Source organism: Sandaracinobacteroides saxicola, from assembly GCF_014117445.1.
GTDB lineage: Bacteria > Pseudomonadota > Alphaproteobacteria > Sphingomonadales > Sphingomonadaceae > Sandaracinobacteroides_A > Sandaracinobacteroides_A saxicola.
In genome coordinates, this window is record NZ_CP059851.1 from 1802057 (window position 1) to 1825282 (window position 23226).

Genomic DNA, 23226 nt, shown 5'->3' on the forward strand with positions numbered 1-23226 from the left:
GCGAGGAACTCACCTCAGAAGCTGGCGTCCAGCCGCAACCCGATCGTGCGCGGCCGGTTGACGATTAGCCCGAACAGCTGCGTGAAGCTCGGGTTACTCAAAACCGCTCTTGCGTCGCCAAGGTTAGTCACAAACCCGGTCAGGGTAAATTGGTGAAAGGCCAGCGCCAGCTGCAGGTCGACAATGTCATAGGCCGGGAACGGCGGCCGCGCCGCCACCGTCGGGTCAAGCGACGGGCCCACGAAGCGCGAGCCGGTGTGCGCATAGTCGATGCGCGGGCGCAGCTTGATCTCGCTGCCGAGCGCGATTTCGCCTTCGGCAAAGGCCGCCGCTTTGAAACTTGGTGTGTTGGGAATAATCGAGCCTGCGACCAGCGTGCCGTTGGTGCCGGCCGAGACCAATATGGCATCGGTGTATGCAAAATTGCCGCCCAGCGTGAGGCCGTCGATCGGGCGCAATTGCACCTCGCCTTCGAAACCCTTGCTGCGCGACAACCCACCGGCGGCGTTGACCGTCGCCGTGAAGCCCGGGACCAACTCGACCGGCAGCTGCGGGTTCTTTGTCTCCAGGATGAAGCCGGCCAGATTGAGCAGCACCCGGCCTTCGGCGAACACGCTTTTCACGCCGACTTCATAATTATCGAGCTTTTCTGACCCGTAGAATACCGGTGACCCCGCCGGCAGCGCGGGGTTGGCCCCGGCCGGGATGATGCGCGTGTTGATGCCGCCGGTGCGAAAGCCTTGGGAGAACAACGCGTAGAGCATCACACGTTCGGCAATCTTGTAATCGATAGCCGCCTTGAACACCGCACTGGTCTCCGACGAGCCTGTCGGGCCAATCTGCGGGAACTGCACATAGCCTGGCGCGAACGTCGGCGGACCGCCGGGCACGAAGGTGCCTGACTGGCTGGTCGCGTGGATCTGTTCGCGGAACACGCGAAGCCCGCCCGTGAGGTTGAAGCGGGGGGTGACGGCATAGGATACCTCGCCGAAGCCGGCGAGCTGGCGATAGCGGATGCTGTTGATCGTCTCGAAAATCTTGTTGACGCCAAACAGCGGGGTCAGGTCGGGAGCGGTTTCCACGATTGAGCTGAAGGTGTTGCGGTTGCGATAGAAGCCGCCGACGACCCATTTCAACGGGCCGTCGTCGTTCGAGACCAGCCGCACCTCTTGTGTGAATGTGTTGGTGCGGCTCGTACCGGCGAGGGGGAAACCGCGCGGGAACGGCACGCGGAACGGCAGCACACCGAATTGTGTCAGCTGGTCGAGCCCGCTGCGAAAGCTGGCGGCCGTTGCCCGGTCATCGCTCAGGTCGCTGCGCTCAAAGTTATACCAGCTTGTCGCCGAAATGATGTTGAACGCCCCCCCATCGACATTCACGGTGAGCGACGGCAGATAAAAACGCGCGTTGGAAAAGCCGTCGAAGGCGTTGGCAAGCGTCAGTTCAGTGCCGCTGGCAATCCGGGCATTGTCGACCAACGTCAGATTGCCGCCGTTGGGCGCCGCGTTCACGAGGCTGAAATTGCCTGCCGCCGGATTGGCGAAGACAAGGTCGGCTCCGGTCGGGTTGTTGAAGCTGTCGGTGCCCTGGCGGATGCGCTGATAGATCAGCGAAGGCGTGATCGTGACCGCATCGATGGGCTTCCACAGGCCCGCAACGCGGACGTTCACGCTGCGCACGAAGTTGACATCTTTGGTGCCGGTTGTGCGATTGTCGATGAAGCCACCGTCGTCGGTATAGGCGACTGACCCGCGCAGCGCGAAATTGGTGGTGACGGGCACGTTGAGGGCGCCCGCAATACGGTAGATCGGGCTGCCGCCCTTGATCGACGAAATCCCCGCCGAGACCCGCCCGCTGAGTTTCGACGGATCGGGCGCCGTTGTGAGGACACGAATAAGCCCACCGATGGAGCCTTCGCCGAACAAGGTGCCCTGCGGCCCTTTGAGAATCTCCACCCGGTCGACATCGAACAGGTCGATGCTTGGTGCACCAATGTCAGAAATTGGTGTCTCATCGAGATAATAGCCGACCGCGGGGAAACTGCCCGCGATGTTGGCGACGCCGCGAATGGTGAAGTTGTTGCGGGTGTTGCCGTTGCCGAAGCTGGTCAACCCCGGCACTTTGTCGAGATAGTCATTGACGCCCGAGGCGCCGAGACGCTGCAGCAGATCACCGCCAAAGGCCTGGATGCTCAGCGGCGTGTCCTGCGCGCGCTGCTCGCGCTTTGTCGCCGTCACCACGATTTCCGCGCTCGCGGTGGTATCTGGAGTGGCGGCGGTCGCTGTGGCCTGGGCGCTTACCGCAACCGGTTGAGCTGCTGCAAATGCCGCTCCGGCCATCAATGCATGTTTGAACAACGCCGCCTCCCCTGAAATCGTTTCATATCCACAGTTGACATACAATCCGGTATGTTTGTCAATGGCCACGTTGGAGAATCGTTGATTGTGACACATAGCAAACTGCAATGGGCGACCGGCTCGATTGCCACTGGCACTTTCTCGACGGTTCCGTCAGTCCTGCTGCTGTTCTTCCTGACGCAGACCCTGCGCGTACCTATGGGATATGCCGTGATTGCGGTCTTCGTGCCCAAGGCCATGTCGCTGATAGTCGATCCGGCGGTTGGGCGGTTGTCGGATCACCTCCGGCCGCGCTTCGGCCGCCGACCGTTTCTCCTTCTCGGTGCGCTGCTGTCGGGGCTGAGCCTTATGACCCTGTTCAGCATACCCCGCCTGGAAGCGCCGCTGGCGACGGCGGCGCTTGTTGGTCTTGCCTATTTCGGTGCAGTGGTCGCCTTCGCAATGTTCAGTGTACCTTATATTTCCATGCCGCCGGCCATCGAACCCGATCCGGTGGCGCGTACGCACCTGATTGGTTTTCGCATGATGCTCGTTGCCTTTGGTATCATCGCGGGGGGCGCGGGTGGACCGATACTGGTCGAGGTCGGTGGGGGCGGTGCGGGCGGATATCGCTTCATGGGTACCCTTCTCGGGCTCTTGGTTATGGCGACCATGCTCATCGCGGCGCTCGCGAGAGTGGAAGATGTCGGGGTCGCGACCGGCGCGACTTCGACGGCGCGTAAGGTGCCACAAGGGTTTCTCGCGCTCCTCGCCTTCTATGGGCTTGCGCAGGTCGCCGTCGCCTGCGGTTCAGCGGCACTCCCATATTATGCGGTTGGTCTCGAGGGGATGAGCGAGGCGCGTCTGGGAATGTTGCTGCTCGTGATGCTCGGCCTTGGCGCGATCAGCGCGACGCTGTGGGGACGAACCGCAATCGGCGGACGGAGGCGACCGCTTGCCGCGGCGCTCACGCTCGGCGTTTTCGGTTATGCGCTTGCGGCGGTGGCCGCCGGACGTGTTGGCGGCTTCGGCGACATGGCGCTGATCGTCGCCCTTGCCGCACTGGGCATGTCGGCGACAGGCGTGCAAGTGCTGACCTTCGTCGGCCTGGCAGCGCTTACCACCGATGACGCGGCGGGCGATCAGGCGGGACGGCTGACCGGCTATCTTACCGCACTTGAAAAGCTCGCGCTTGCGGCAGGTCCAGTTGTGGCGGGAGGGGCGATGCTCGCACTCGGCGTCAATGCAGGGTCGATCGGAGCGGACGATCGTCCGGCGATCACCCTCGTTATGGCTATCATTCCGGCGCTGCTGCTCATCACGGCGGCACTGTTCACGTTTCTTTCAGGGGAAAACCGGCCATGATCGCTCGACTGCGTTTCGTCTGCGCGCTGGCATTCCTCATGTTTTCTCTGACGGCGTCCGCGCAGCCGATGCCGGATACGGCCGCACCGCTGGCCGAGCAACTGCTGGGCGGCGCTGTGCGCGAACATCGCGCGTCGGCGGCGATCTTCGGCGAGGTGCGCAACGGGCAGGTCGTGGCACTGCGGGGCTGGGGCAACACGGGGGGGATCGGTTCGCCCGCCGTCGATGTGCGGCAGACTCGCTTTCCGGTGGCGTCAATCACCAAGACCTTAACCGCAATTGCCATCGCCCGTCTGGTTGAGGCAGGCCGCATCCGGTCGCTTGACGATCCAGTTAACAGCTATTTAAAGCACTTTCAGCTGCCTGACGGCCCAGGACGTGCGATCACCTTGCGGGACTTGCTGACGCACCGCTCCGGATTGGACGATACCAACTTCGGCCTCTATCGCACGCGCGATTCACGCCTCTATCCGCTGCCCGGCGCTGCCTATGCCGCGATGATGCCCCGGCGCGTGCGTGAGGCTGGCCGGTGGCCAGCCTATTCGAATTTCGGCGTGGCGATCTTGGGCGCGGTGGTCGAGGACGTTGGCGGAACAAGCTATGCACATACGGTCGTTCAGGATGTATTTCGTCCGCTTGGCATGGCAGGTGCGATGCTGCCGGTTTCGCTACATGCGCCGGCAAATCTGATCGTCCCGCAGGATCTGACCGATCCACAGCACCCCGTCGCAAGGCCGGTGCGCCCGGATTCGCTGTTGAATCTGCCTTCGGGCGGTGCCGTCATGACGGCAGCCGATCTCGCGCGCTATGTGCAGGCGCTCGTTACCGGCCCCGATATTCCGGGCGTCCTCGGCCCCCGCGGAACGGCGATGCTGACGACGACGCTCGCCATGACCCATCCGGCCATGTCAGGCCATGCCATGCTGTTCGAAACGCAGCCCGTGGGGCCGCTTCTGCTGCTGAAGCACGGCGGCACCACCGAAGGCGTATGGTGCGAAATGTTCCTGGCGCGCGCGGCGCGATCGGGGCTGTTCTTCTGCATGACCGACTGGTGGCATGGCCGCGGCACCGTGCTGCCTGCCGACCGACCAGGCATAACGCTTCAGCTCGTTGCCGCGTTCCTCGGCGACCTGACCGGCACCGATGTGACCAAGGCAGCCGCCATGCCCGCCGCAGCCGCGCCGCCCGGCGATACTGGCCGTTACGCGGGCACCTATGTCAGCGCACGCAGTTACCGCGCCAGCGCAGCGGCGGTGCTGTCGATCTTTGCTCTCAATGCTGTTGTGGTCGAAACGGCGCCCGACGGGCTGCGCATCGGCGGTGCCGGCGGCTACCGAGAAGTCGCACCGGGCCTGTTTCGCAGTGCTGTCTCTCCTGAAGCCATCGCGTTCCTCCCAAACGGGAAGGGCTTTGCGCTGGTGCGCCAGTTTCGTCCGGATGCCTATCTGCCCGCGCGCTGGATCGAGCGGCCTCATGTCGCCGTGGGCCTGCTGGCCGGCGGGGTGGCGGCGCTGATGATTGCCTTGGCGCTCGCCTGGCGCGGCGCCCGCGACCAAAGTCGCACTGCGCTTGTGCTGTCGTTGGTTGCGGTTGGCGGCTTCGTCGCCGCTTTGCAGGCGCCGTTTCCTGGCGTAGCGCCGCTCATGGACGGTTACTTTGCCGGGGACGCGACCCGCTTTCAAATTGCTGCTGCGCTGGCATTGCTTGCAGTTGTCATGGGGGCGGCCGGCGCGCTGCTCGCCCTGCGCAACGTTGATGGTCGAGGCCGGGCTCTGATGACGGCGCTGTTTGCCGCCGCAGCGGCTGGCACCTTGCTCGTGCTGTTTGTGCAGTTGCACCTGCTTGGCATCGCGCGGCTCTGACATTACCAGCCGTTGTGACGGGCCCAGGTGCCGACCAGCTGCCCACCCCGTAGCAAATGATAGCGGTCATAGGCGGCTGCGGTCATGTCCGAATGGTTGGGCAGAATGCGCAACTGCCCTCCGATCGGCGCCGAACCAAAGTCGATCGGTGTGCCGTCGATGCTTTCAACCAGCCCTAACTCCTGATGCACATCGGCAACCCATAAGGGCAGACGACGGCCATCTGCGGCGGTCACCAGCCCATAGCGAGCATCGAAGGACCGCCCCGCGGTGCTGCGATCTTTGGACAGCGCCATGCCGCCTGCATCGATCCACAGCCGTTTGCTGTCGGGCTGATGCCCGACCACGGTGGAAAGCACGCTGAGCGCGATGTCATCCAGCGTGCAAGCGCCGATGCCGGCCTGAAACAGGTCTTGAAAAACAAAGATGCCACCCCGCACCTCCGTAACACCCTCAAGGGTTGCCGCAGCCATCAGCGCCGGGGTCGAGCCGAAGCTGAGTATCTCCGGCTGGCCGCCCAGCGCCGCGATACGCTGTCCGGCCGCTACGAGGGCGCGCCGATGCCGCTCGGCCAGCACCGCGCGGGCGTCCGGTTCAATGTCGTAAGAGGCACCCGCATAGCTCATGGCGCCCAGCAGCGTGAAGCCGGAGTCCGCGATCAGCAGCGCCGCCAGCGCGTCGAACGCATCGCCGAGACGAACCCCGGCGCGATGGCCGTCAACGTCGATCTCGATCAGCACCGGCAGCGGTCTGGCACCGCGTCGCGCTGCGGCCAGTTGCGCCACAGCAACCGGCGAATCGACAAGCGACAGGAGCCGGCACCCGCCTGCCAGCAGTGCCTCGACCCGCGAGACCTTCGATGCCGACAGCAGCGTCGCATAGAGAATGTCGTTGAAGCCGGCGGAAGCGAACACGTCCGCCTCGCTGAGCGTCGATACGGTGATCGGGCCGATGCCGCCACCCAGTTCCTTGCCGATCTCTATGGCCTTGGGGGTCTTCACGTGCGGCCGCAAGCCGACCCCAAGGCGCTGTGCCGCTGTCTGCACGCGGGCGATGTTGCGCGCCATGATGTCCAGATCGAGCAGCAGGCACGGGGTCTGCAGATCGCGCAGCTGCGTCGTCATGCTCAGGCTCCTCAACCGATATCGATCGTCTGCAACGTGCCCGCTGCCCGTGCCCGTGCGAGCGCGAGCCTCGCAACGGCCAGATCCTGCAGCGCGGTTCCCGAACTGTCGAAGATTGTGATCAAGTCCGCAGACTGTCGACCCGCCGCGATGCCGCGCAGGACATCGCCAAGGGCCGTGATGCGCGCGAGGGGCAAGCCTTGCGCAACCGCCTGGCTGAATTCACCGATGGCGGCGCTCTGTGCCGGCAGGTCGGCGAACAGGGCGGCCTTGTCGAACAGCGCAGGATCGAGCTCGGCCTTGCCAGGTTCGTCAGCCCCCATCGCCGACACATGGGTGCCGGCGCGCACCTGTTCAGCCCCGATCAGCGGCACATGCGACGGCGTCACCGTCACGATCAGATCGGCCGTGGCGGCATCGCTGGCCACGGTTCCCGGCCGGGCCGGATAGCCTTCCTCAGCGAGCATTCGGGCCAGTTTCGCTGCGCCCTCGTTCGACCGGCCCGCAATCGCGATGTCGGTAAGTGGCCGCACGCGCGCCACCGCCCGCGCCTCCCAATAGGCCTGATGGCCGCTGCCAATCACCAGCAGCCGCGATGCATCAGGCCTGGCCAGTGCCCGCACCGCCACCGCGTCGGCGGCAGCGGTGCGGATAGCGGTGAGATAGGTGGCAGCGACCAGCGCCGCCGGGAAGCCCGTGCCCGGGTCGAGCAGCAGAGTGGTCGATCCATGCGCCGCCAGCCCCTTGGCACGATTGCCCGGCCAGTATGTGCCGATTTTCAAGCCCGGTGTGCCATCAACCCCTTCGCGCCCCAGCTTGGCGCCGAAGCGGCCCGTGTCCGCACCGCGCCCGAGCGCGACCGGAAACAGCTCAGCACGACCGGCCGACAGGTCGATGAAGGCCTGCGCCACCGCCTCAATGGCATCGTCCAGGCTCACCACCGCGCGCGCCGTCTCTTCGCTGACGATCTCCAGCGGTCGTTGCATGCCTACCCCCAAAGCGCACGTGACGGAAAGCGGAAGCGCCAGTCCTTGTGCACCAGCGTCGGCGCGCGATCATGCACCAGGTAGGTTGCAGCGTCGATGTCGAACCAGCGCGCGTGCGCGGCGAGCAGGAACAGCGGCGCGACCCCCAGCGACGTCGTGAGCATGCTGCCAGCCATTATGCCAAGCCCACGGGCCCTGGCCACGGCCACCATTCGCAAGGCTTCCGAGGGGCCCCCGCACTTGTCGAGCTTGATGTTGATCGACTGGTAGACCGGCGACAATTGCTCGACGCTCGCCGCATCGTCAACGGCTTCGTCGGCGCAAAGTGGGATGATGTCGGCCAGGTCGGCCAAGGCTGCCTCGCTGCCCGGCGGGCATGGCTGCTCGACACAGGCGACGTCGGCCGCGCACAGGCCTGGCAGGACCGCGCGATACGCATCCGGCGTCCAGCCGGCGTTGCCGTCGACCAGCAAGACGCTGTCCGGCATCGCGGCGCGAATGGCTGCAATGCGCCGTTCATCATCGGCGACTGTTCCACCCAGCTTGACCTTGATCGCCGATGCATGCGCAGGACAGGCCCGCGCTTCTGCCGCCATTGCACCTGGTGGACCGAGACTGACCGTCCATGTCGAAGCGATCTGGTCGACTGAACGCGCAGCCGGCGCAAACACCGGCCGATTGTCGGCCTTGGCCTGCCAGTCCCACCATGCCGCATCAAGTGCGGCGCGCGCGCCTCCCGGCGGGAGCGCGGCAATCATGGCCACGATGTCTGCCGTCGTCGCGGCCGCAGTCTGAACCTGTGCGGCAATCGAGTCGGCCGTCTCGCCATGATAGCTGACCCCGACGGCTTCGCCAGCGCCGCGGACCCCGTTGCCCAGCAGCCGGACATGACAGGTCTCAACCGCCGTCTGCACACCGCGCGCAATGGCGAGCGGACGCCGTGTCGCGAACCGCGAGACCGTGACGTCGACATCGAGGTTCATCCGCCGACTGCCAATGCCTGTGCACGCAATGCCAGCTTGTCGACCTTGCCGTTCGGCAGGATCGGCAGCGCCGCAACCAGATGAATGCGTTTGGGGCATTTGTAATTCGCCAGCGTCTCGCCGAGCGCCGCGCGCAGTCCGGCCTCCGTCCACTGGCCGCCGCCGGTCATGACGAAGCCGTGGCCAACTTCCTGATAGAGCGGGTCGGGCACAGCGACGACGGCGGCGGCAATCACGCCTGGCAGGCGTTCGATGGCGAGTTCGACTTCGCGCGGATAGATGTTGAAGCCGCCCGACTTGAACATGTCGGACGCACGACCGACCAGCGTGATGGACCCGTCGTCGTTCCAATGCCCCAGATCGCCGCTGCGCAGATAGCCATCCTCGGTGAAGACGGCCCGTGTCGCGTCCTCACGCCCCCAATAGCCGATCATGTTGAACGGCGAACGGATCTGCAATTCGCCAGCCGCGCCATCGTCATGGCTGATGCGGATATCAACCTCGGGCAGCGGCACGCCGATGCTGCCCGCGAGCGCCGAGCTGGCGGCATTGGCTGGGGTGTGGGTGACGTTGCAGCCGGTTTCGGTCATCCCGTAGACCGCCACTCGTCGCGCCCCGAAGCCGCCCAGCGCCTCGACAATCGCGGGCGGCATCGCGGCACCGCCCCAGACGATATAGCGGACACTGCTCATATCGGTCGTAGTAGCTGCGGGGCGGCTGAGCATGAGCATCAGCATCGTCGGGATGCCGCCCCAGACGTTGACCCGCTCGCTTGCGATGAGCGCAAACTGCTCGTCAGGATCGAAACCTGGCGTGAAGACCAACGTTCCGCCGGCCACCAGATTGGTCAGGCAGGTATCACCGACGCAGGCGATGTGATTGATCGGAAAGGCACAAATCTGTGTCGGCGGTGTCGGATCAGCGTAAACCTGCGCCTGCGCGCGCGCCCCGCCCACGAGCGCCCCGTGTGACAGCAAGGCACCCTTGGGCGTACCGGTCGTGCCCGAGGTGTAGACGATCAGGGCGGGTTCCGCGGCTGTCAGCGGGCGCGACTCAGCCGCCTGTGCAGGCAGGGTGTCGGCCAGCAGGCCGTCCTCGCCAAACCAGCGCAGCACGGTTGCAGGTGTCACGACCGCTTCAAGATCCTCACGATAGGCGCGGCCGTCCAGCGTGGCGACGGCGAGAACGGCCTTGGCGCCGGAGTCGATGATCACATGCCGCAATTCGTCGCGGCGGTGCCGCGTGCCAAGGCCTACCCAGATGGCACCGATCGACGTTGTGGCAAGAAAACTCGACCAGAAGGCAAGACCGGGCGGCGCAAGAACGGCGACCCGGTCGCCTGGCATGATGCCGATGCCACCCAGCTGGCGTGCAAATGCCGCGACCTGCATGCCCAGTTCGCGATAGGTCAGGCGCCGATCTCCGTCGACGACGGCCAGCGCGTCAGGCCGCAGCGAGACCTGTTCGGCCAAGGCCGCTGCGACCGTATCGCTGATCGGGTGCCGCACGGTTCACCCCGCCCGGCGAAAGCCGTCGAGGCGGCCGCTTTCGGTGGGCAGGATGGTCAGCGAAAGCCATTCCGCAACCAGCGCCGGCCGCGCGCTGCCCTCAATCTCGACCTTGACATCCATGGTCGTCAAAATACGCCCGGCGTGCGATGTGTCGACATGGATGGGAGTAACGATGGCACGGATCCGTGCGCCGACGCGGACCGGTTCGACGAAGCGAACCCGATTGAACCCATAGTTCACGCCAAAATGCGCCTGGACGTCGGTTCCGAGCGATGTCCCCGCAATCTCGCGCACCATCGAAGTGAGCATTGCCAGCGTCCAGAAACCAAAGGCAATGGTGCCCCCGAACGGCCCATTTGCCGCCGCCCACGCCGGCTCGACATGCATGGGATCCATGTCGTCCGTGCTTTTCCCGAATGCGTCTATGTCGGCCTGCTGGACTGTCCGCCATGAAGACGGCAGCGATGATTGACCGATGTTGACAGCTTGCCCGGTTAAAACGTCGTCGCCCGCCATTTGACACCTCATGGTTGTGTTTCAAACATACCGGAATGTATGTATTCTGCAAGCTAAGCTTGGCCCTGACGTCCTGCAAAGGAAGATGGCAACCCGAGCTGAAGTCCAAAACTACACTGCGGTGCCAGCAAGGCGTCAGGCCGTATGGACAAAAGCCATTCCAAAGCGACCTGATTTGTCGTCAGCGGCTGGTCCTTGGGCAGCGGCTGTGTTTCGCGGGAATCCTGACGGACGAGTTATGTCCAGCCCTCTTGTTTATCATTTTCCTCAACCTCGCCGCCGGTCGATGATGGTCGCCGTCTTCTGCCAACGCGACCTGGCGTCGGCCGTGCGCTTAAGCACCACCTGGCTGCGAGCGACCGTGGCGAGTTTTTTTCAGTAGCCGTGCCTGCATGTCGCTGAAAACGCGTGCCTGCACCTCGCTCAGCTCGTCTTCGAATTCGTTCATTCCCCGCAACAGGGTTCGCGGAACGACTTGCAGGGAGATTGGCACGGATGATGCAAGACGTTGGCTCTGGAGCACCCGATTTTTCGGTATCCCCGTTCAAACATCGGTTGCTGAACCAGCGTTCGGCAGGTTGTCAATCCCCAATTACGGACACTTTTGCTCCCGTTCGCTGGGTGCCCTCGAAGGCACCGATGGCGCGCTACAGTTTGTCGGCCAGGTAAGATGGCAGGTTCATTGCGTCAGGCAGCAAACGCAGGATGACGGCGGTTTCGCATTCGATGCGGAAAATCAGAAGATGTTGCGGCGAGCTTACGACTGCCGGCGACAAGCCACGATGATTGAGATGGGGGCGCTTGGCCGAATTCTACATCGCCGGACCCGGACTTCTCAGCTACCCGCCACCGCCGCCGTTACGCCCCTGAGATTGCGCATTTTTTGCGAGGCACAGCGGATACGGCAGAAGCGCAGATAACGGCGGCATACGGTGGTATTTGGCGCACGAGTCCATTGTTTGCGACGCTATGGCAGGAGAACGATGTCGCAACCACCAGCGACGGGCGCAAGCGCCTCGACCATCCGGTTGCCGGGCCAATCGAGTTGGAGTTCTCGTCTTTTGCAGTAGAAGGTCGCCCGGAACTGAGTATGCTCGTCCACGTCCCCGTGTCACCAGCCGACGCTGAACGTGTCCGTTCACTCGTGGTCGGTCCGGCCTAGATTATCCTTCCAGCAGCAATGTAGGCTGCGCGCTGGCAGTTTCGAAGGTCTCGCGCACGATCCCGGTGACATGTTGCACGGCCCTGTCGAGGTTCTGGCGGCTATGCCAGGCCACTTTGAGGGTGAAGCCATCGACTGCGACCGGGGGCGGATACAGGGCAAATTCGGGATGCGCGTGCGCTGCGATGCTCTGCCGCGGCAGCATGGCTATCAAGTCGGTCGCCGCCAGCACGGCGGGCACAAGCTGGAACGAGGGCACGACGAGCCCGACGCGTCGCCGGTGGCCCATGATGGAGACGTGTGGATCGAGCGGCGTGCGCCACTCTGCACGGCCAGAAACAACGACATGCGGGTATGCAAGCCACGCATTGAGGTCGAAGGCGGCCGCCGCGGGGTGGCCTGTGCGCATTGCGACCACATAATCAGCGTCGAATAGTGGCCGGATTTCAACATTTTCGATCTCGCGATCAAACACGGCTATCGCAATGTCCGTATCACCGTCCAGAAGCTCACGCACGACCGAGTCCTGGCCAAGCCAGGGGCGAAACACTACTGTGACGCCCGGCGCGGTCCGCGTAAGATTCTCGACCAGAGGGCACGCCAACTGGGCCGCCGGATCGTCGGCTGTGGTAATACGAACCACGCGCTCGATCCGGTCCAATGGCAGTTCCTGCGGGTCCAGCAAGGACTCCACGTCAGCCAGGATGGACCGCAACGGTGCGCGCAGCGTGTCCGCCAATGGTGTGCGGGTCATGCCCCCGCGCCCGCGCTCCAGCAAGCGGTCACTGAAGAGCGCGCGGCACCGCTGCAGAGCGCTAGACACAGCAGGTTGGGACAGGTTCAGCCGGTGCGCCGCCCGGCTGACATGCGCCTCTTCGAGGAGCGCGTCGAGGACGACGAGAAGGTTCAGGTCAATGCCGCGTAAATTCATCAGATGGATAATAGTGTATATTCAATATCCGTTGGAAGAATTTTCTCGATAGGATAATCGTCGGGTCATGCCAAAGCCGAAGGGAACTCCCGTGACCCAGACCCTCGTCCTGCTCTTTCACCCCAATATCGAACAGTCGAAGGCGAATGCGGCTTTGCGCGACGCTGCCCAGACCGTGCCTGGCACACTGGTTGTGGACATCTATGCCCGTTACCCCGACGGCCTCATCGACTTGGCTGCCGATAGCGAGGCCGAAGCGCGCGCACTGCTGGAAGCCGACCGGATCGTGCTGCAATTTCCGATCCAATGGTATTCGACCCCCGCGCTGCTGAAGGCCTGGCAGGATGCGGTGCTGACGCGCATGTACTACATCCACCCCGATACCGAAGGTGCCAGGCTGGCCGGCACGCCGCTAATGGTCGCAGCGACCGCGGGCAACACGTCGGCTGCCTATGGCCGCAGCGGTGCCAATTATTTCACTGCGGATGAAATCCTGGCACCGCTTAAGGCGACGGCACACCGCTGTGGCCTGCCATGGCACGCTCCGCACCTGATCTTCCGAGCCGATAAACTTGGCCCGGCAGAGCTGGTCGCCGCCGGGGACAGCTATGTATGCGCGCTGGAGGCCTTCATTGCGGCGACGCCTCCTCGTGAACGCTTGGCAGCCTGAGCTATGAGAGAAGCGACTCTCGACACGCTCATGGTAGTCGGCAGGAAAGGGACCGGTAGTTCATGACGGTATCCATTGCTCGTTTGAATGCGCCTTCTGAAAACGAACGGGCCGCGATTGTCGCGCCGCTAGATGCATTCAGCCGGGCGCGCGGCTTTCCGTTCTTACCGCAGCCACTGGCACTTGGGCTGTATGATGGTGATGAACTTGTCGGCGGTCTGATCGGTCAATTAAACTGGAACTGGCTGCATATTCAGCTGCTCGGCGTGCCGGAACAGCTTCGCGGACAAAGCCTCGGCCGTGCACCGGTCGCGCAGGCCGAACGCGACGCCGAGACATTCGGCTGTACTGGCATCTGGGTCGACACCTTTTCCTTCCAGGCTCCCGGATTCTACGAGCGGCTCGGCTACATCAGGTTCGGTGAATTGCCGAACTACCTGGATGCTGAAACCCGCATCTTCTTCCGCAGGATGCTGGACGCTCGCCAAGTAGCCCTCGATCGTTCCGCGGCACAAATCGATGCCCAAGGACAATCGCGCGCCGCATCGTAAAGCTAGGTCCCGTTTCATCAGCCTGCGACACGCCATTGGCGAACATGGTCGACCAGAGCGCGCAGCTTGGGTGCGATGTGCTTGCGCTGCGGAAAACAAAGATAGAAGCCGGCAAATGGTGGAAGATAGCGCGTGAGCAACGGAACCAGCGCACCACTCTCGAAATACTCGCGCATGCAGTCCCGCGGCGCGAAAGTGATGCCGCCCCCCGCCAGCGCCACCCGCAACATCAGCCGCAAATCATTGGTCGTCACTTGCGGATCGACCATGACATCGAACGGCTTACCGTCCTGTTCGAATTCCCAGCGCCACGGGGCAGTGTTGGGACCGGGCCGCCACCCGATGCAACGATGTTTCAGCAAATCCTTTGGATGATCCGGTGCACCATGGTGCGCGATATATCCGGGTGAAGCCGCCGCCACTTCCGACTGCGGCCCGCTGACCGGCACGGCGATCATGTCCTGCTCGATCACTTCGCCGAGGCGAACACCCGCGTCATAGCCATGCGCGACAATATCCAGTTCGTCGTCGGTCACCGTAACGTCCACCGTCACCTTGGGATGCGCTTCGGCAAAGCGCGCCAGCAAGGGCCCCGACAGGAAATCTTCGGCGATGGAGGACACGGCCAGCCGTAGCCTGCCACTTGGCGCGTCCGTATTGACTTCAAGCGCGTCCTGCACCGCCCTCAATGGTGCGCGCACGCTATCCACCAGCCGCTCGCCGGCCTCCGTCAAGCGCACCGCTCTGGTCGTGCGCATGACCAGCTGCAACCCCACCGCATCCTCCAGCCGGCGGATGCCCTGGCTGACGGCGGACCGTGTGACGCCCAGCCGGTCAGCAGCTGCGCGGAAGTTCCGCTCATCGGCGACTGCGAGCAGCAGCGGCAGCAAGTTCAGGTCCATCGGCCACCTTCATTGTCGCGTGTTGCTAACCAATACGTCCAGCAGTTGGGCAATACCGGTTACAACGACTGGCGTCCATATTCCGCCATGCACTCAGATTGGACAGGAGAACGGCATGGACAAGGTCATACTGGTAACCGGCGCCTCCAGCGGTATCGGGGAAGCGATCGCCCGCGAGCTTGCGGTCCACGGCGCCAAGGTCTTGATGGGCGCGCGGCGCACCGATCGGCTGGACGCCATCGCCGACGATCTGCGCGGCAGCGGCGCCGACGTCGCGACAGTGTCGCTCGACGTCACCGAAATTGGCTCTGTGCAGGCATTTGCGCAAACGGCGGTCGATTTGTGGGGCCGCATCGACGTGCTGGTGAACAATGCCGGCGTCATGCCGCTGTCGCCCCTGTCCGCGCTCAAGCTCGATGAATGGAAGCAGATGGTCGATGTGAACATCAAGGGCGTGCTGTGGGGGATCGCCGCCGTCCTGCCGATCATGGAACGCCAGGGCGACGGCCAGATCATCAACATCGGCTCCATCGGCGCCCTGCGGGCCGTGCCGACCGCGGCGGTTTATTGCGGCACCAAATTCGCGGTGCGCGCGATTTCGGACGGCCTTCGGCAGGAAAGCCGGACAATCCGCGTCACCTGCGTCCATCCGGGCGTGGTGGAGAGCGAACTCGCTTCGACCATCACCCATCAGGAGACGCGCGCGCTGATGGACGATTACCGCGCCATCGCACTGGACCCCGTCCACATCGCGCGCGCGGTGAGGCAGCTGATCGACGCCCCTGCAGGAGTCGACACGAGCGAGATCACCATCCGTCCCACCGCCTCGGCCAATTGAGGCCCATGATGACGCAAGGAACACTGCCATGATCAAACGCGACGCCATTTTTCCGACCGGGCGGCAGGCCATCTACGACATTCATCGCTATTCCGCTGCCGTGCGCGCCGGTGATCTGGTGTTCGTATCCGGGCAGGTCGGCAGCCGCGAAGACGGCACGCCGGAGCCTGATTATGACGATCAGGTGCGGCAGGCCTTCGCCAATCTGCGCGCAGTGCTGGCTGCTGCGGGCGGCACGCTGGACGATATGGTGGACGTGATCACCTTTCACACCGATCCGGCGAGCCAGTTCGATCGCTTCCTGGCGATCAAGGACGAAAATTTTCCGACAGCACCCTATCCGGCCTGGACCGCGATCGGCGTCAACTGGCTCGCCGGGTTCGATTTCGAGATCAAGGTCGTCGCCCACATCCCGGCCGAGCGCCGCGTCGGGTCCTGACATCATCATCACAAACGGAGTTTTCGTAATGGCGTACCACAGCCTCACCCCTGTCCTCCGATCCGTGACATCGCTTGGCCTGGCAGCCCTGCTGGGCCTCGGCCTGGCCGGTTGCCTGTCTGGCGCCGAGCAGGGGCAGGTGAACCTTCAGAATGACGCGAACACCTGCGCCAATTTCGGCGCGCGCTATGGCTCGCCCGCCTATAGTGACTGCATGCTGGCGCAGCAGCGTCGGCGTGACCTGAAGCAGATCGAAGATCTTGAAAAGACGCGGCTGACCAGCCAGATCGCCCGCGATGCGCAGATCATGACCGACCGCGCGCGCAAGCAACGCTGCGACCGTGACCCCAACCGCCGCGAATGCAAACGCTGACCCATCGGGAGACATCGCATGACATGGGACTATCTGGTGATCGAGGAGCGGCTCGACCAGGCTGCATTGACCGAACTCGGACAGCAGGGATGGGAGCTGGTGGCCGTTGTGTCGCCCGGGCACGGCATCCTGCACTATTTCTTCAAACGCGCTTTGACCAGCTGACGGCGTCGGGCATCATCGGTCCGGAAACGCTGGCCCATACGCCAAGACAAATCCGTCGATACGAAAGGCCGGTCATGACGCTCCAAAACGAAATCGCCGCATTTTTTGCCGAGTATATCGAGGCCTTCGCCCGCAACGACCCTGATGCTCTCAGCGAACTGTGGGAACCCGTGGGCCTCTTCCCATCGCCCAGCGGAAACTTCGCCATGGAGCGACCGGCGTTTCGCGATCACTGCGTGACGCTGATGGAATTCTACCGCCAGCAGGGCGTCATCCGGCCCGACGGTGAACTCCTCTCAGCAACCGAACTGTTCCCGAACGTCGCTCAGGCCCGCGTGGCGTACCGCATGTACGGCGAGCGCGACACGCTGATAACGGGTTGGGAGCATGTCTACATCCTGCGCCGCATCGATCGATGGCGGGTATCCCTGACAGTAGCCGATGGTGAAATGGCGGCGTGGGCCGCCAAGAGCGGCCAACTTTAGCGTGGTGACGACTATCTCAAACTCAGCGCGCGGAGAGGGACGTCCTCCACTCTCGGCTTACGAACCTCGACGTTGCTTTACCTTCGGCTATGGCCACGAACCGCCGGAGCAAGCGACTCTGCCCGCAATACTACGCCAAACCCGCACCACGCCGTCGTTGTCCGCCGCCGGTAAGATTTTGGAAATGGTGCACCACGTTGGATAAACCTGACGAATATGAGTCGCCGATTTCGCTACTCTAGCGCAGCCAAGAAACATCACGCACCACAATTCAGCGGCCAATACTTACCCGAGCACATCGATGGCTGCTGATGTGCAAGTTACTGATGGTCGGTTGCGGGAGTGCGGCTCCCGGCGTCGTGTCTATCTTCGCTTGAGCAGCAATGGAACAAACCATGAATAAACGCCTCTTATTCCATCAAGATTGTCACTCCGATAAGCTTTCCTGCGAATCGTGCGGAGCTTTTGATGGCTAAGTGCAAGACGGCTCTTGAACATCTGAACAGCGGACGCGAACCGCATATCGTCCTCATGATCCCGCCCGGCGCGCCCGGCTATCGCGAGGCCAATGGCGGCGCCATGGTCGTGTCCTCCCCGGCTGAGGTGAATGCCATCGTGCGCACGCTCAAGCCGGGTGAGGTCATTGCGCTCGACGGGCTTCGGGCCGCGATTGCCCGCCGTCACGAGGTGGCTGTGGCATGCCCGGTGTCGACCGCGATCTTTCTGAACATGTGCGCCCGCGCGGCCGAGGAACAGCGCACACTGGGCGTGCCGGAAGCTGACTTGACGCCCTGGTGGCGGGTGCTCAGGAACGGCGGCTTCCTCAACCCCAAATACCCAGGCGGCGTCGCCGTTCAACAGGCGCTTCTCGAAGCCGAGGGCGTGCGCGTGTCGCCGCTGCGCGGGCAGCCAGCCGTGTTTGACTTTGCCGAGCGCGCCCCGGCCGATCTGCTGGCGCGGCACGGATGATTCGCAAGGTTCTGTTCGCGCTCGCCGGGCTGGCCGTTCTGGTGCCGAGCGGACTTTATTTCTGGGGCCTTGCCCTTCCCGCAACCAGTCGGGCCGAGCGCGACATGCGATTTGCCGCGTCCCCTGCACAGGTCCATGCGCGCATCAGCGACGTTGTCGGCCAGAGTGCGTGGCGCAGCGATGTTGGGCGGGTCGAGATCAGCGGCGATGGCCGCCGATGGCGGGAGTTCCCGGTTGCTGGAGGTGCGATGGACTTCCATCTTGTCGAGAGCCGCCCCGCGGAGCGCTTCGCCATTGCCTACACGTCATCGCTGGGCTTCGAAGGGCGGTGGCGCGCCGAGCTTGCGCCCAGCGGCAACGGAACCCGGGGACATTTTGTGGAGGAGGTTGCGATCCCGAGTCCAATGATGCGTGGCCTCGCTCGTCTTGCCAGTCCACCGGGACAGCATCTCGATCTCTATCTGCACGATCTCCGACGCGTCAGCGGACCCTGATGATGGGGCAAGGCGGGGCGTGGCCAATTTGGGGTCGCTTCCGGACCGGAATTTTCTAGCCGCAAATTACAGGCAGGCCGCCGCTCCCATCGCTGCCGCTTGCCAACGGCTGCTTCGCCCGATAAACTTCAATTATTGAAGCGAGTCGGAGAAAGACTGTGAAAGCCAAATCATTCTCCGGCATGCGATGCTCGATCGCCGGCGCGCTTGAGCTGATTGGCGATCGCTGGGCGTTCCTGATCATCCGCGACCTTTCGCTCGGCGTTCGCCGCTTTGACGATCTGCGCGCCAGCATTGGCATACCAGCCGCAACACTGTCCGCGCGCCTGCGCCACCTCGTCGCTTCGGACATTGTCGAGCGGGTCCGCTATCAGGACCGTCCACCGCGCGACGCGTATCGCCTGACCCAAAAGGGCGCCGATCTGTGGATGGTCGGCCTTGCTCTGCGCGAATGGGGCGACCGCTGGGATGCCAGCGGCTTTGGCGGACCGCCCGTCGAAACCTTCGACCGCGAGACCGGCCGGCGTCTGACGCTCGCCCTTGTCGATGCCGACGATGGGCTGCCCGTGTCGCCAGCGCGGATCGAGCTGCGGCCTGGCCCGGCTGCGGACGACACGATCCGCCATCTGCTCAATGTCCCGCATGGAGCGCCATCATGAAGCAGCGCATCGAATTGTTCTTCGATTTCCGCAGCCCCTACAGCTACCTCGCCTTCACCCAGCTCCTTCAGATCGAAGCTGCACTGGTGCTGCGGCCGATGCAGGTGCTCAAGGTCATGGCGCAGGTCGGCAACACGCCCACCACGCTGCTGTGCAAGCCCAAGGGCGCCTATGCCAACATCGACCTTGCGCGCTGGGCGAGCCGCTACGGAATCGCGCTCAACCCTTCCGACATGATGCGCAACGACGGCGACGGGTGCGCTCGCGCCGTGCTCGCGGTAGGCTCGCCCGAAGACGCGGTTGCTGTCGCCACCATCCTCTACCGCGCCATCTGGAGCGAGGGGGTGGCGCTGACGGGCACACAGGAGATTATTGCCGCCTTGTCCGCCGCCGGGCTCGAGACGGACACCATCGCCGCGCGGATCGACAGCCAGGCTGTCGCCGCGTTGCTGGCCGCCAACTCTGACGAGGCGGCGCAGCGCGGGGTGTTTGGTTCGCCAACGATGTTCGTGGGAGACCAGATGTTCTTCGGCAACGACCGGCTGGACTTCCTGCGCGCAGCGCTCTTGTCGTCGGCGCGCGCAGCATGAGCGACCTCGCCAAACCGCTCGCGCTGGTCACGGGCGTGGGACCGGGGACGGGCGCCGCAATCGTACGCCGCTTCGCCCGCGCCGGTTACCGGACCGCGATGATTGCGCGCGACGCCGACAGGCTCGCCGCGCTCGAACAGGAGATCCCGGACAGCCGCGCCTTTGTCTGCGATGTCACCGACACGGCCGCGCTGGCCGATACGGTCGCGGCGGCTGGTCCGGCCAGGGTCGTCGTGCACAATGCCGTCGGCGGCGCGTTTGGAACCTTCGCCGACATCGCGCCGGAGGTGCTGCAGCGCAATTTCGACATCAACACCATGGCGCTGTACCATCTGGCACGGCTGACCACGCCCGCAATGATCGCCGCAGGCGCAGGGGCGATCATCGTCACCGGCAACACCTCTGCCCAGCGCGGCAAGGCGGCCTTCGCCGGCTTCGCCCCGACCAAGGCCGCACAGCGTATCCTCGCCGAAAGCCTCGCTCGCGATCTCGGTCCAAAAGGCATCCACGTCGCCTACCTTGTGATCGACGCCGCGATCGACGTGCCCTGGCAGCGGGCTTTTCAGCCGGGCAAGCCGGACGATTTCTTCATCTCGCCGCAGTCGATCGCCGACGAGATCCACCATCTGGCGCATCAGCCGAAGGACGCATGGTCCTTCCTGGCCGAGCTGCGCCCGTTTCACGAGATCTGGTGAGGCGATGAGCGAGGGCCGCTGTTCACACGGACCCGATGTCCGAATGCCGCTGTGCCGCGCGTCATGGTCATGAGAAGGAGAGTGTCATGCAATATATGATCATGAACTACGTTCCCGCCGCTCAGGCCGATGGAACCCTCAATGCCCACGGCGACATGGACGCCTGGATCGCCTACACTCAGGCGATGGTCGACGCCGGGGTGATGCGCGGCGGCAATGCGTTGAAACCCGGAACGACAGCGACGACCGTGCGGCTGCGCGATGGTCGGCGCGATGTTCACGACGGGCCTTATATCGACAGCAAGGAAGAGCTCGGCGGCTATTTCGTGATCGACGTCGCTGATCTCGACGAGGCGCTCCAGTGGGCCGCGCGCAACCCCGCTGCCGCCTACGGCGCGGTGGAAGTGCGCCCGATCATCACCGCTTGACCGCCCGCTAATGGCCTGGTCGCCGGTCGAGACCGAGGCGCGCCGGGCCTATGGCCGCCTGGTTGCACTGCTCGCCTGCCGGTCCGGTGACCTTGCCGAGGCCGAGGATGCTTTGGCGGACGCCCTGCTCGCTGCATTGGAGCGCTGGCCCGTCACCGGGATACCGGCCAATCCGCAAGGCTGGCTGCTCACGGTGGCGCGGCGGCGCAGCATCGACCGCGCCCGCCGCCGCGCCCATGCCGACCTCGCGCAGGCCGAGCTCGTCCGCATGCAGGAGGAGGCACAGACGGCCATGACCGAGGATGCGGCCTATCCCGACCAGCGGCTGGGGCTGCTGCTGGCCTGCGCCCATCCGGCGATCGATGCCGGCGCGCGCACGCCGCTCATGCTCCAGGCCGTGCTGGGGCTTACGGCCGAGCGTATCGCGCCGGCCTTTCTGGTGTCCGCTGCGGCGATGACGAAGCGCCTGGTGCGCGCCAAGGCCAGGCTCGCGGGCGCGGGGGTGCGGTTCGAGACACCTGACCCGGACGCGCTGGCCGATCGGCTGGAGCCCGTCCTCGACGCCGTCTATGCCGCCTTCACCCTGTCGCGGGGCGGCGACGGCGACGATTCGCTGCAGCACGAGGCGCTGTGGCTGGGGCGACTGCTGGCTGAATTGGCCCCCGGTGAACCCGAAGCCGCGGGGCTGCTTGCGCTCATGCTGTTCGTCTCGGCCCGGCCGTCACCGATCCAGGGCGGTCACTTTATCCCGGTCAGCGGGCAAGACCCCGCCTGCTGGAACGGAGCCTTGATGACAGAGGCGGAGCGATGCCTGCGCCAGGCTGGCCGCCTCGGCCGTTCGGGACGGTTTCAGCTCGAGGCGGCGATCCAGGCGGTGCATGCCGACCGTCGCCGGCACCCCGTCACGAACTGGGCCGCGATCCTCGACCTTTATGAAGGACTGCTGGCCATCGCCCCGACGATTGGCAGCCATGTCGCCCGGTCCGCCGCCCTGGCCCAGTCCGGCCAGCCGGTGGCTGCGATCCAGGCGCTGGACGCATTGCACGCAGACCGGGTCAAGGCCCATCAGCCCTATTGGGCAACCCGCGCCTTCGCGCTGGCCGCGGCGGGCGAGCACGCGCAAGCCGCCGACGCCTACACGCGTGCGGCGGGGCTCGCCGAGCACCCGGCGATCCGGGCCTGGCTGCTGAGACAGCGGGCGATGCGCGCAAACTGAGCCAAGTTGTCCCAATCTGTCCGCCCTGGGCGTCACTGCATGCAACACCAGGGAAAAGACCATGCCAGACGTTCAGATCATAGGTTTGCCGCAGAGCAATTTCGTGTGGGCGACACGCATCGCGCTGGCCGAAAAGGGCGTCGCCCACCAGAGCATCCCGGCGCCGCCGCACAGCCCGGACGTCGTGGCCATCCACCCGTTCGGCAAGATACCGATCCTGCGCCATGGTTCGCTGACGATTTGTGAGTCGCGGGCGATCATCGATTATGTGGACAGCGCGTTCGAAGGCCCGAAACTCGTGCCGGCAGATCCAGAGGCCGCCCGCCACAGCGACAGCTGGACCTCGATGATCACCAGCACGGTCGAGCCGATGCTCATCAGGCAGTATCTGTTCGCCTATTTCTTCCCGACCGGCGCCGATGGCAGGCCTGATCAAGCAGCTATCGAGGCGCTGATGCCCAAAATGACGGGCATCCTCGACGTGCTCGAGGCAGCGCTGGCGCAGGGCGATCTGGGGCAGCAGCCGTTCGGCCGCGTCGATGCCTATCTCGTCCCGATCCTGTTCTACACGAACACCATGCCCGAAGGCGCCGCGCTCATCGGCGCGCGGCCGCAGCTTGCGGCCTACCTCGCGCGCAGTCTGACGCGGCCGAGCGTGCAGGAGACCATGCCACCGCCAGCGGAATCCTGATCCAGGATCGGCGGTGCGCGCTTTTTGTCAGCGCGCCGCCGTTCAGGCGCAGGGCGGAGCGCTGCCGGTTCGTTTGACCAACCGATGATCGCAGCTTGGCGCGTCGAGTGCGGGCGCACCGTCACATGTCAGCCCTTTTTGCTTCGGCCCCTCGGCCGCATTCGCAGCGGTCAAAAGAGGACTCCGGCCGATGCTCTCGCTCGCACGTCGCCGTTCCTGCTAAGACTGGGCAATGATTCCGTCTTCGAGTTCAGCTTGAAGCGAACCTACAGCGCTGCTGTTTGG

The 23226-nt window shown here is 64.4% G+C and carries 26 protein-coding genes; 18 read left to right on the forward strand and 8 right to left on the reverse strand.

Annotation, left to right across the window (positions count from 1 at the left end; all coding sequences use genetic code 11):
* Positions 1–14 precede the first annotated feature (14 nt).
* A complete protein-coding gene (locus H3309_RS09010) occupies positions 15–2426 on the reverse strand; it encodes a TonB-dependent receptor (RefSeq protein WP_182294413.1) in 2412 nt (803 codons plus the stop codon).
* Between H3309_RS09010 and H3309_RS09015 the strand changes: the two genes are divergently transcribed.
* Both H3309_RS09015 and H3309_RS09020 read left to right on the forward strand, forming a co-directional pair.
* Positions 2409–3701: an MFS transporter gene (locus H3309_RS09015; RefSeq protein WP_182294414.1), complete on the forward strand. Its 1293-nt coding sequence runs from the start codon at positions 2409–2411 to the stop codon at positions 3699–3701. The genes H3309_RS09010 and H3309_RS09015 overlap by 18 nt on opposite strands.
* Positions 3698–5563, forward strand: coding sequence for a serine hydrolase domain-containing protein (locus H3309_RS09020; protein ID WP_182294415.1), 1866 nt, complete (start codon positions 3698–3700; stop codon positions 5561–5563). Before H3309_RS09015 ends, H3309_RS09020 begins: the two co-directional genes overlap by 4 nt.
* Before the next feature lie 2 nt (positions 5564–5565).
* Here H3309_RS09020 and H3309_RS09025 read toward each other — a convergent pair whose 3' ends face one another.
* The 5 genes from H3309_RS09025 to H3309_RS09045 are packed head-to-tail and all read right to left on the reverse strand — an operon-like array spanning position 5566 to position 10683.
* Positions 5566–6687 carry an alanine racemase gene (locus tag H3309_RS09025; protein ID WP_182294416.1) on the reverse strand — a complete coding sequence of 374 codons (1122 nt, stop codon included), beginning with the start codon at positions 6685–6687 and terminating at the stop codon, positions 5566–5568.
* Between the two features lie 11 nt (positions 6688–6698).
* Entirely contained in the window at positions 6699–7673 is a 975-nt protein-coding gene (locus tag H3309_RS09030; RefSeq protein ID WP_207791485.1) for an ornithine cyclodeaminase family protein, read from the reverse strand.
* A 2-nt stretch (positions 7674–7675) separates the two neighbouring features.
* Positions 7676–8656, reverse strand: coding sequence for an enolase C-terminal domain-like protein (locus H3309_RS09035; protein ID WP_182294417.1), 981 nt, complete (start codon positions 8654–8656; stop codon positions 7676–7678).
* Complete coding sequence (locus H3309_RS09040; RefSeq protein WP_182294418.1) at positions 8653–10128, reverse strand: class I adenylate-forming enzyme family protein; 1476 nt, start codon at positions 10126–10128, stop codon at positions 8653–8655. The genes H3309_RS09035 and H3309_RS09040 overlap by 4 nt, the downstream gene beginning before the upstream one ends.
* A gap of 39 nt (positions 10129–10167) precedes the next feature.
* Positions 10168–10683 (reverse strand): MaoC family dehydratase, encoded by a 516-nt coding sequence (locus tag H3309_RS09045; protein ID WP_182294419.1) that lies wholly within the window; start codon positions 10681–10683, stop codon positions 10168–10170.
* Positions 10684–11566: 883 nt separating this feature from the next.
* Between H3309_RS09045 and H3309_RS09050 the strand changes: the two genes are divergently transcribed.
* Positions 11567–11845: an MmyB family transcriptional regulator gene (locus tag H3309_RS09050; RefSeq protein ID WP_243453671.1), complete on the forward strand. Its 279-nt coding sequence runs from the start codon at positions 11567–11569 to the stop codon at positions 11843–11845.
* A gap of 1 nt (position 11846) precedes the next feature.
* Here H3309_RS09050 and H3309_RS09055 read toward each other — a convergent pair whose 3' ends face one another.
* Positions 11847–12776: a LysR family transcriptional regulator gene (locus tag H3309_RS09055; protein ID WP_182294420.1), complete on the reverse strand. Its 930-nt coding sequence runs from the start codon at positions 12774–12776 to the stop codon at positions 11847–11849.
* Between the two features lie 91 nt (positions 12777–12867).
* On the opposite strand from H3309_RS09055, the gene H3309_RS09060 reads away from it, so the two are divergent.
* Both H3309_RS09060 and H3309_RS09065 read left to right on the forward strand, forming a co-directional pair.
* Positions 12868–13446: an NAD(P)H-dependent oxidoreductase gene (locus tag H3309_RS09060; protein ID WP_182294421.1), complete on the forward strand. Its 579-nt coding sequence runs from the start codon at positions 12868–12870 to the stop codon at positions 13444–13446.
* 62 nt (positions 13447–13508) lie between these two features.
* A complete protein-coding gene (locus H3309_RS09065) occupies positions 13509–13997 on the forward strand; it encodes a GNAT family N-acetyltransferase (protein WP_182294422.1) in 489 nt (162 codons plus the stop codon).
* Positions 13998–14014: 17 nt separating this feature from the next.
* Here the strand turns inward: H3309_RS09065 and H3309_RS09070 are convergent, their stop codons facing one another.
* The gene (locus H3309_RS09070; protein WP_182294423.1) at positions 14015–14899 is read right to left on the reverse strand and encodes a LysR substrate-binding domain-containing protein; all 885 of its coding nucleotides are present in this window, start codon (positions 14897–14899) and stop codon (positions 14015–14017) included.
* Between the two features lie 115 nt (positions 14900–15014).
* On the opposite strand from H3309_RS09070, the gene H3309_RS09075 reads away from it, so the two are divergent.
* The 13 genes from H3309_RS09075 to H3309_RS09135 all read left to right on the forward strand — a co-directional run bounded on the left by H3309_RS09075 (position 15015) and on the right by H3309_RS09135 (position 22941).
* Complete coding sequence (locus tag H3309_RS09075) at positions 15015–15737, forward strand: SDR family oxidoreductase (RefSeq protein WP_182294424.1); 723 nt, start codon at positions 15015–15017, stop codon at positions 15735–15737.
* A gap of 28 nt (positions 15738–15765) precedes the next feature.
* Positions 15766–16176, forward strand: a complete 411-nt coding sequence (locus tag H3309_RS09080; protein ID WP_182294425.1) for a RidA family protein — start codon at positions 15766–15768, stop codon at positions 16174–16176.
* A gap of 64 nt (positions 16177–16240) precedes the next feature.
* Positions 16241–16549: a hypothetical protein gene (locus H3309_RS09085; protein WP_207791486.1), complete on the forward strand. Its 309-nt coding sequence runs from the start codon at positions 16241–16243 to the stop codon at positions 16547–16549.
* An 18-nt stretch (positions 16550–16567) separates the two neighbouring features.
* Entirely contained in the window at positions 16568–16714 is a 147-nt protein-coding gene (locus H3309_RS09090; RefSeq protein ID WP_182294427.1) for a hypothetical protein, read from the forward strand.
* A gap of 74 nt (positions 16715–16788) precedes the next feature.
* Entirely contained in the window at positions 16789–17199 is a 411-nt protein-coding gene (locus H3309_RS09095; RefSeq protein WP_182294428.1) for a nuclear transport factor 2 family protein, read from the forward strand.
* Positions 17200–17667: 468 nt separating this feature from the next.
* The gene (locus H3309_RS09100; protein ID WP_182294429.1) at positions 17668–18168 is read left to right on the forward strand and encodes an MGMT family protein; all 501 of its coding nucleotides are present in this window, start codon (positions 17668–17670) and stop codon (positions 18166–18168) included.
* On the forward strand, positions 18165–18662 hold the full coding sequence (locus H3309_RS09105; RefSeq protein ID WP_182294430.1) for an SRPBCC family protein: 498 nt from the start codon (positions 18165–18167) through the stop codon (positions 18660–18662). The genes H3309_RS09100 and H3309_RS09105 overlap by 4 nt, the downstream gene beginning before the upstream one ends.
* Positions 18663–18820: 158 nt before the next feature.
* Complete coding sequence (locus tag H3309_RS09110; RefSeq protein ID WP_182294431.1) at positions 18821–19321, forward strand: winged helix-turn-helix transcriptional regulator; 501 nt, start codon at positions 18821–18823, stop codon at positions 19319–19321.
* A complete protein-coding gene (locus H3309_RS09115) occupies positions 19318–19911 on the forward strand; it encodes a 2-hydroxychromene-2-carboxylate isomerase (RefSeq protein WP_182294432.1) in 594 nt (197 codons plus the stop codon). Before H3309_RS09110 ends, H3309_RS09115 begins: the two co-directional genes overlap by 4 nt.
* Positions 19908–20606 (forward strand): SDR family NAD(P)-dependent oxidoreductase, encoded by a 699-nt coding sequence (locus H3309_RS09120; RefSeq protein ID WP_182294433.1) that lies wholly within the window; start codon positions 19908–19910, stop codon positions 20604–20606. Before H3309_RS09115 ends, H3309_RS09120 begins: the two co-directional genes overlap by 4 nt.
* A gap of 86 nt (positions 20607–20692) precedes the next feature.
* Positions 20693–21034 (forward strand): YciI family protein, encoded by a 342-nt coding sequence (locus tag H3309_RS09125; RefSeq protein WP_182294434.1) that lies wholly within the window; start codon positions 20693–20695, stop codon positions 21032–21034.
* Positions 21035–21044: 10 nt separating this feature from the next.
* Entirely contained in the window at positions 21045–22250 is a 1206-nt protein-coding gene (locus tag H3309_RS09130; RefSeq protein ID WP_182294435.1) for an RNA polymerase sigma factor, read from the forward strand.
* A 61-nt stretch (positions 22251–22311) separates the two neighbouring features.
* Positions 22312–22941, forward strand: coding sequence for a glutathione S-transferase family protein (locus H3309_RS09135; protein WP_182294436.1), 630 nt, complete (start codon positions 22312–22314; stop codon positions 22939–22941).
* Positions 22942–23226 lie beyond the last annotated feature (285 nt).

Bases quoted from the DNA above. Each gene is read 5' to 3' on its own strand.
- H3309_RS09015 (WP_182294414.1), top strand. From the start codon at position 2,409: ATGTTTGTCAATGGCCACGTTGGAGAATCGTTGATTGTGACACATAGC.
- H3309_RS09020 (WP_182294415.1), top strand. From the start codon at position 3,698: ATGATCGCTCGACTGCGTTTCGTCTGCGCGCTGGCATTCCTCATGTTT.
- H3309_RS09025 (WP_182294416.1), bottom strand. From the start codon at position 6,687: ATGACGACGCAGCTGCGCGATCTGCAGACCCCGTGCCTGCTGCTCGAT.
- H3309_RS09030 (WP_207791485.1), bottom strand. From the start codon at position 7,673: ATGCAACGACCGCTGGAGATCGTCAGCGAAGAGACGGCGCGCGCGGTG.
- H3309_RS09035 (WP_182294417.1), bottom strand. From the start codon at position 8,656: ATGAACCTCGATGTCGACGTCACGGTCTCGCGGTTCGCGACACGGCGT.
- H3309_RS09045 (WP_182294419.1), bottom strand. From the start codon at position 10,683: ATGGCGGGCGACGACGTTTTAACCGGGCAAGCTGTCAACATCGGTCAA.
- H3309_RS09055 (WP_182294420.1), bottom strand. From the start codon at position 12,776: ATGAATTTACGCGGCATTGACCTGAACCTTCTCGTCGTCCTCGACGCG.
- H3309_RS09065 (WP_182294422.1), top strand. From the start codon at position 13,509: ATGACGGTATCCATTGCTCGTTTGAATGCGCCTTCTGAAAACGAACGG.
- H3309_RS09070 (WP_182294423.1), bottom strand. From the start codon at position 14,899: ATGGACCTGAACTTGCTGCCGCTGCTGCTCGCAGTCGCCGATGAGCGG.
- H3309_RS09075 (WP_182294424.1), top strand. From the start codon at position 15,015: ATGGACAAGGTCATACTGGTAACCGGCGCCTCCAGCGGTATCGGGGAA.
- H3309_RS09080 (WP_182294425.1), top strand. From the start codon at position 15,766: ATGATCAAACGCGACGCCATTTTTCCGACCGGGCGGCAGGCCATCTAC.
- H3309_RS09090 (WP_182294427.1), top strand. From the start codon at position 16,568: ATGACATGGGACTATCTGGTGATCGAGGAGCGGCTCGACCAGGCTGCA.
- H3309_RS09095 (WP_182294428.1), top strand. From the start codon at position 16,789: ATGACGCTCCAAAACGAAATCGCCGCATTTTTTGCCGAGTATATCGAG.
- H3309_RS09100 (WP_182294429.1), top strand. From the start codon at position 17,668: ATGGCTAAGTGCAAGACGGCTCTTGAACATCTGAACAGCGGACGCGAA.
- H3309_RS09105 (WP_182294430.1), top strand. From the start codon at position 18,165: ATGATTCGCAAGGTTCTGTTCGCGCTCGCCGGGCTGGCCGTTCTGGTG.
- H3309_RS09115 (WP_182294432.1), top strand. From the start codon at position 19,318: ATGAAGCAGCGCATCGAATTGTTCTTCGATTTCCGCAGCCCCTACAGC.
- H3309_RS09120 (WP_182294433.1), top strand. From the start codon at position 19,908: ATGAGCGACCTCGCCAAACCGCTCGCGCTGGTCACGGGCGTGGGACCG.
- H3309_RS09125 (WP_182294434.1), top strand. From the start codon at position 20,693: ATGCAATATATGATCATGAACTACGTTCCCGCCGCTCAGGCCGATGGA.
- H3309_RS09130 (WP_182294435.1), top strand. From the start codon at position 21,045: ATGGCCTGGTCGCCGGTCGAGACCGAGGCGCGCCGGGCCTATGGCCGC.
- H3309_RS09135 (WP_182294436.1), top strand. From the start codon at position 22,312: ATGCCAGACGTTCAGATCATAGGTTTGCCGCAGAGCAATTTCGTGTGG.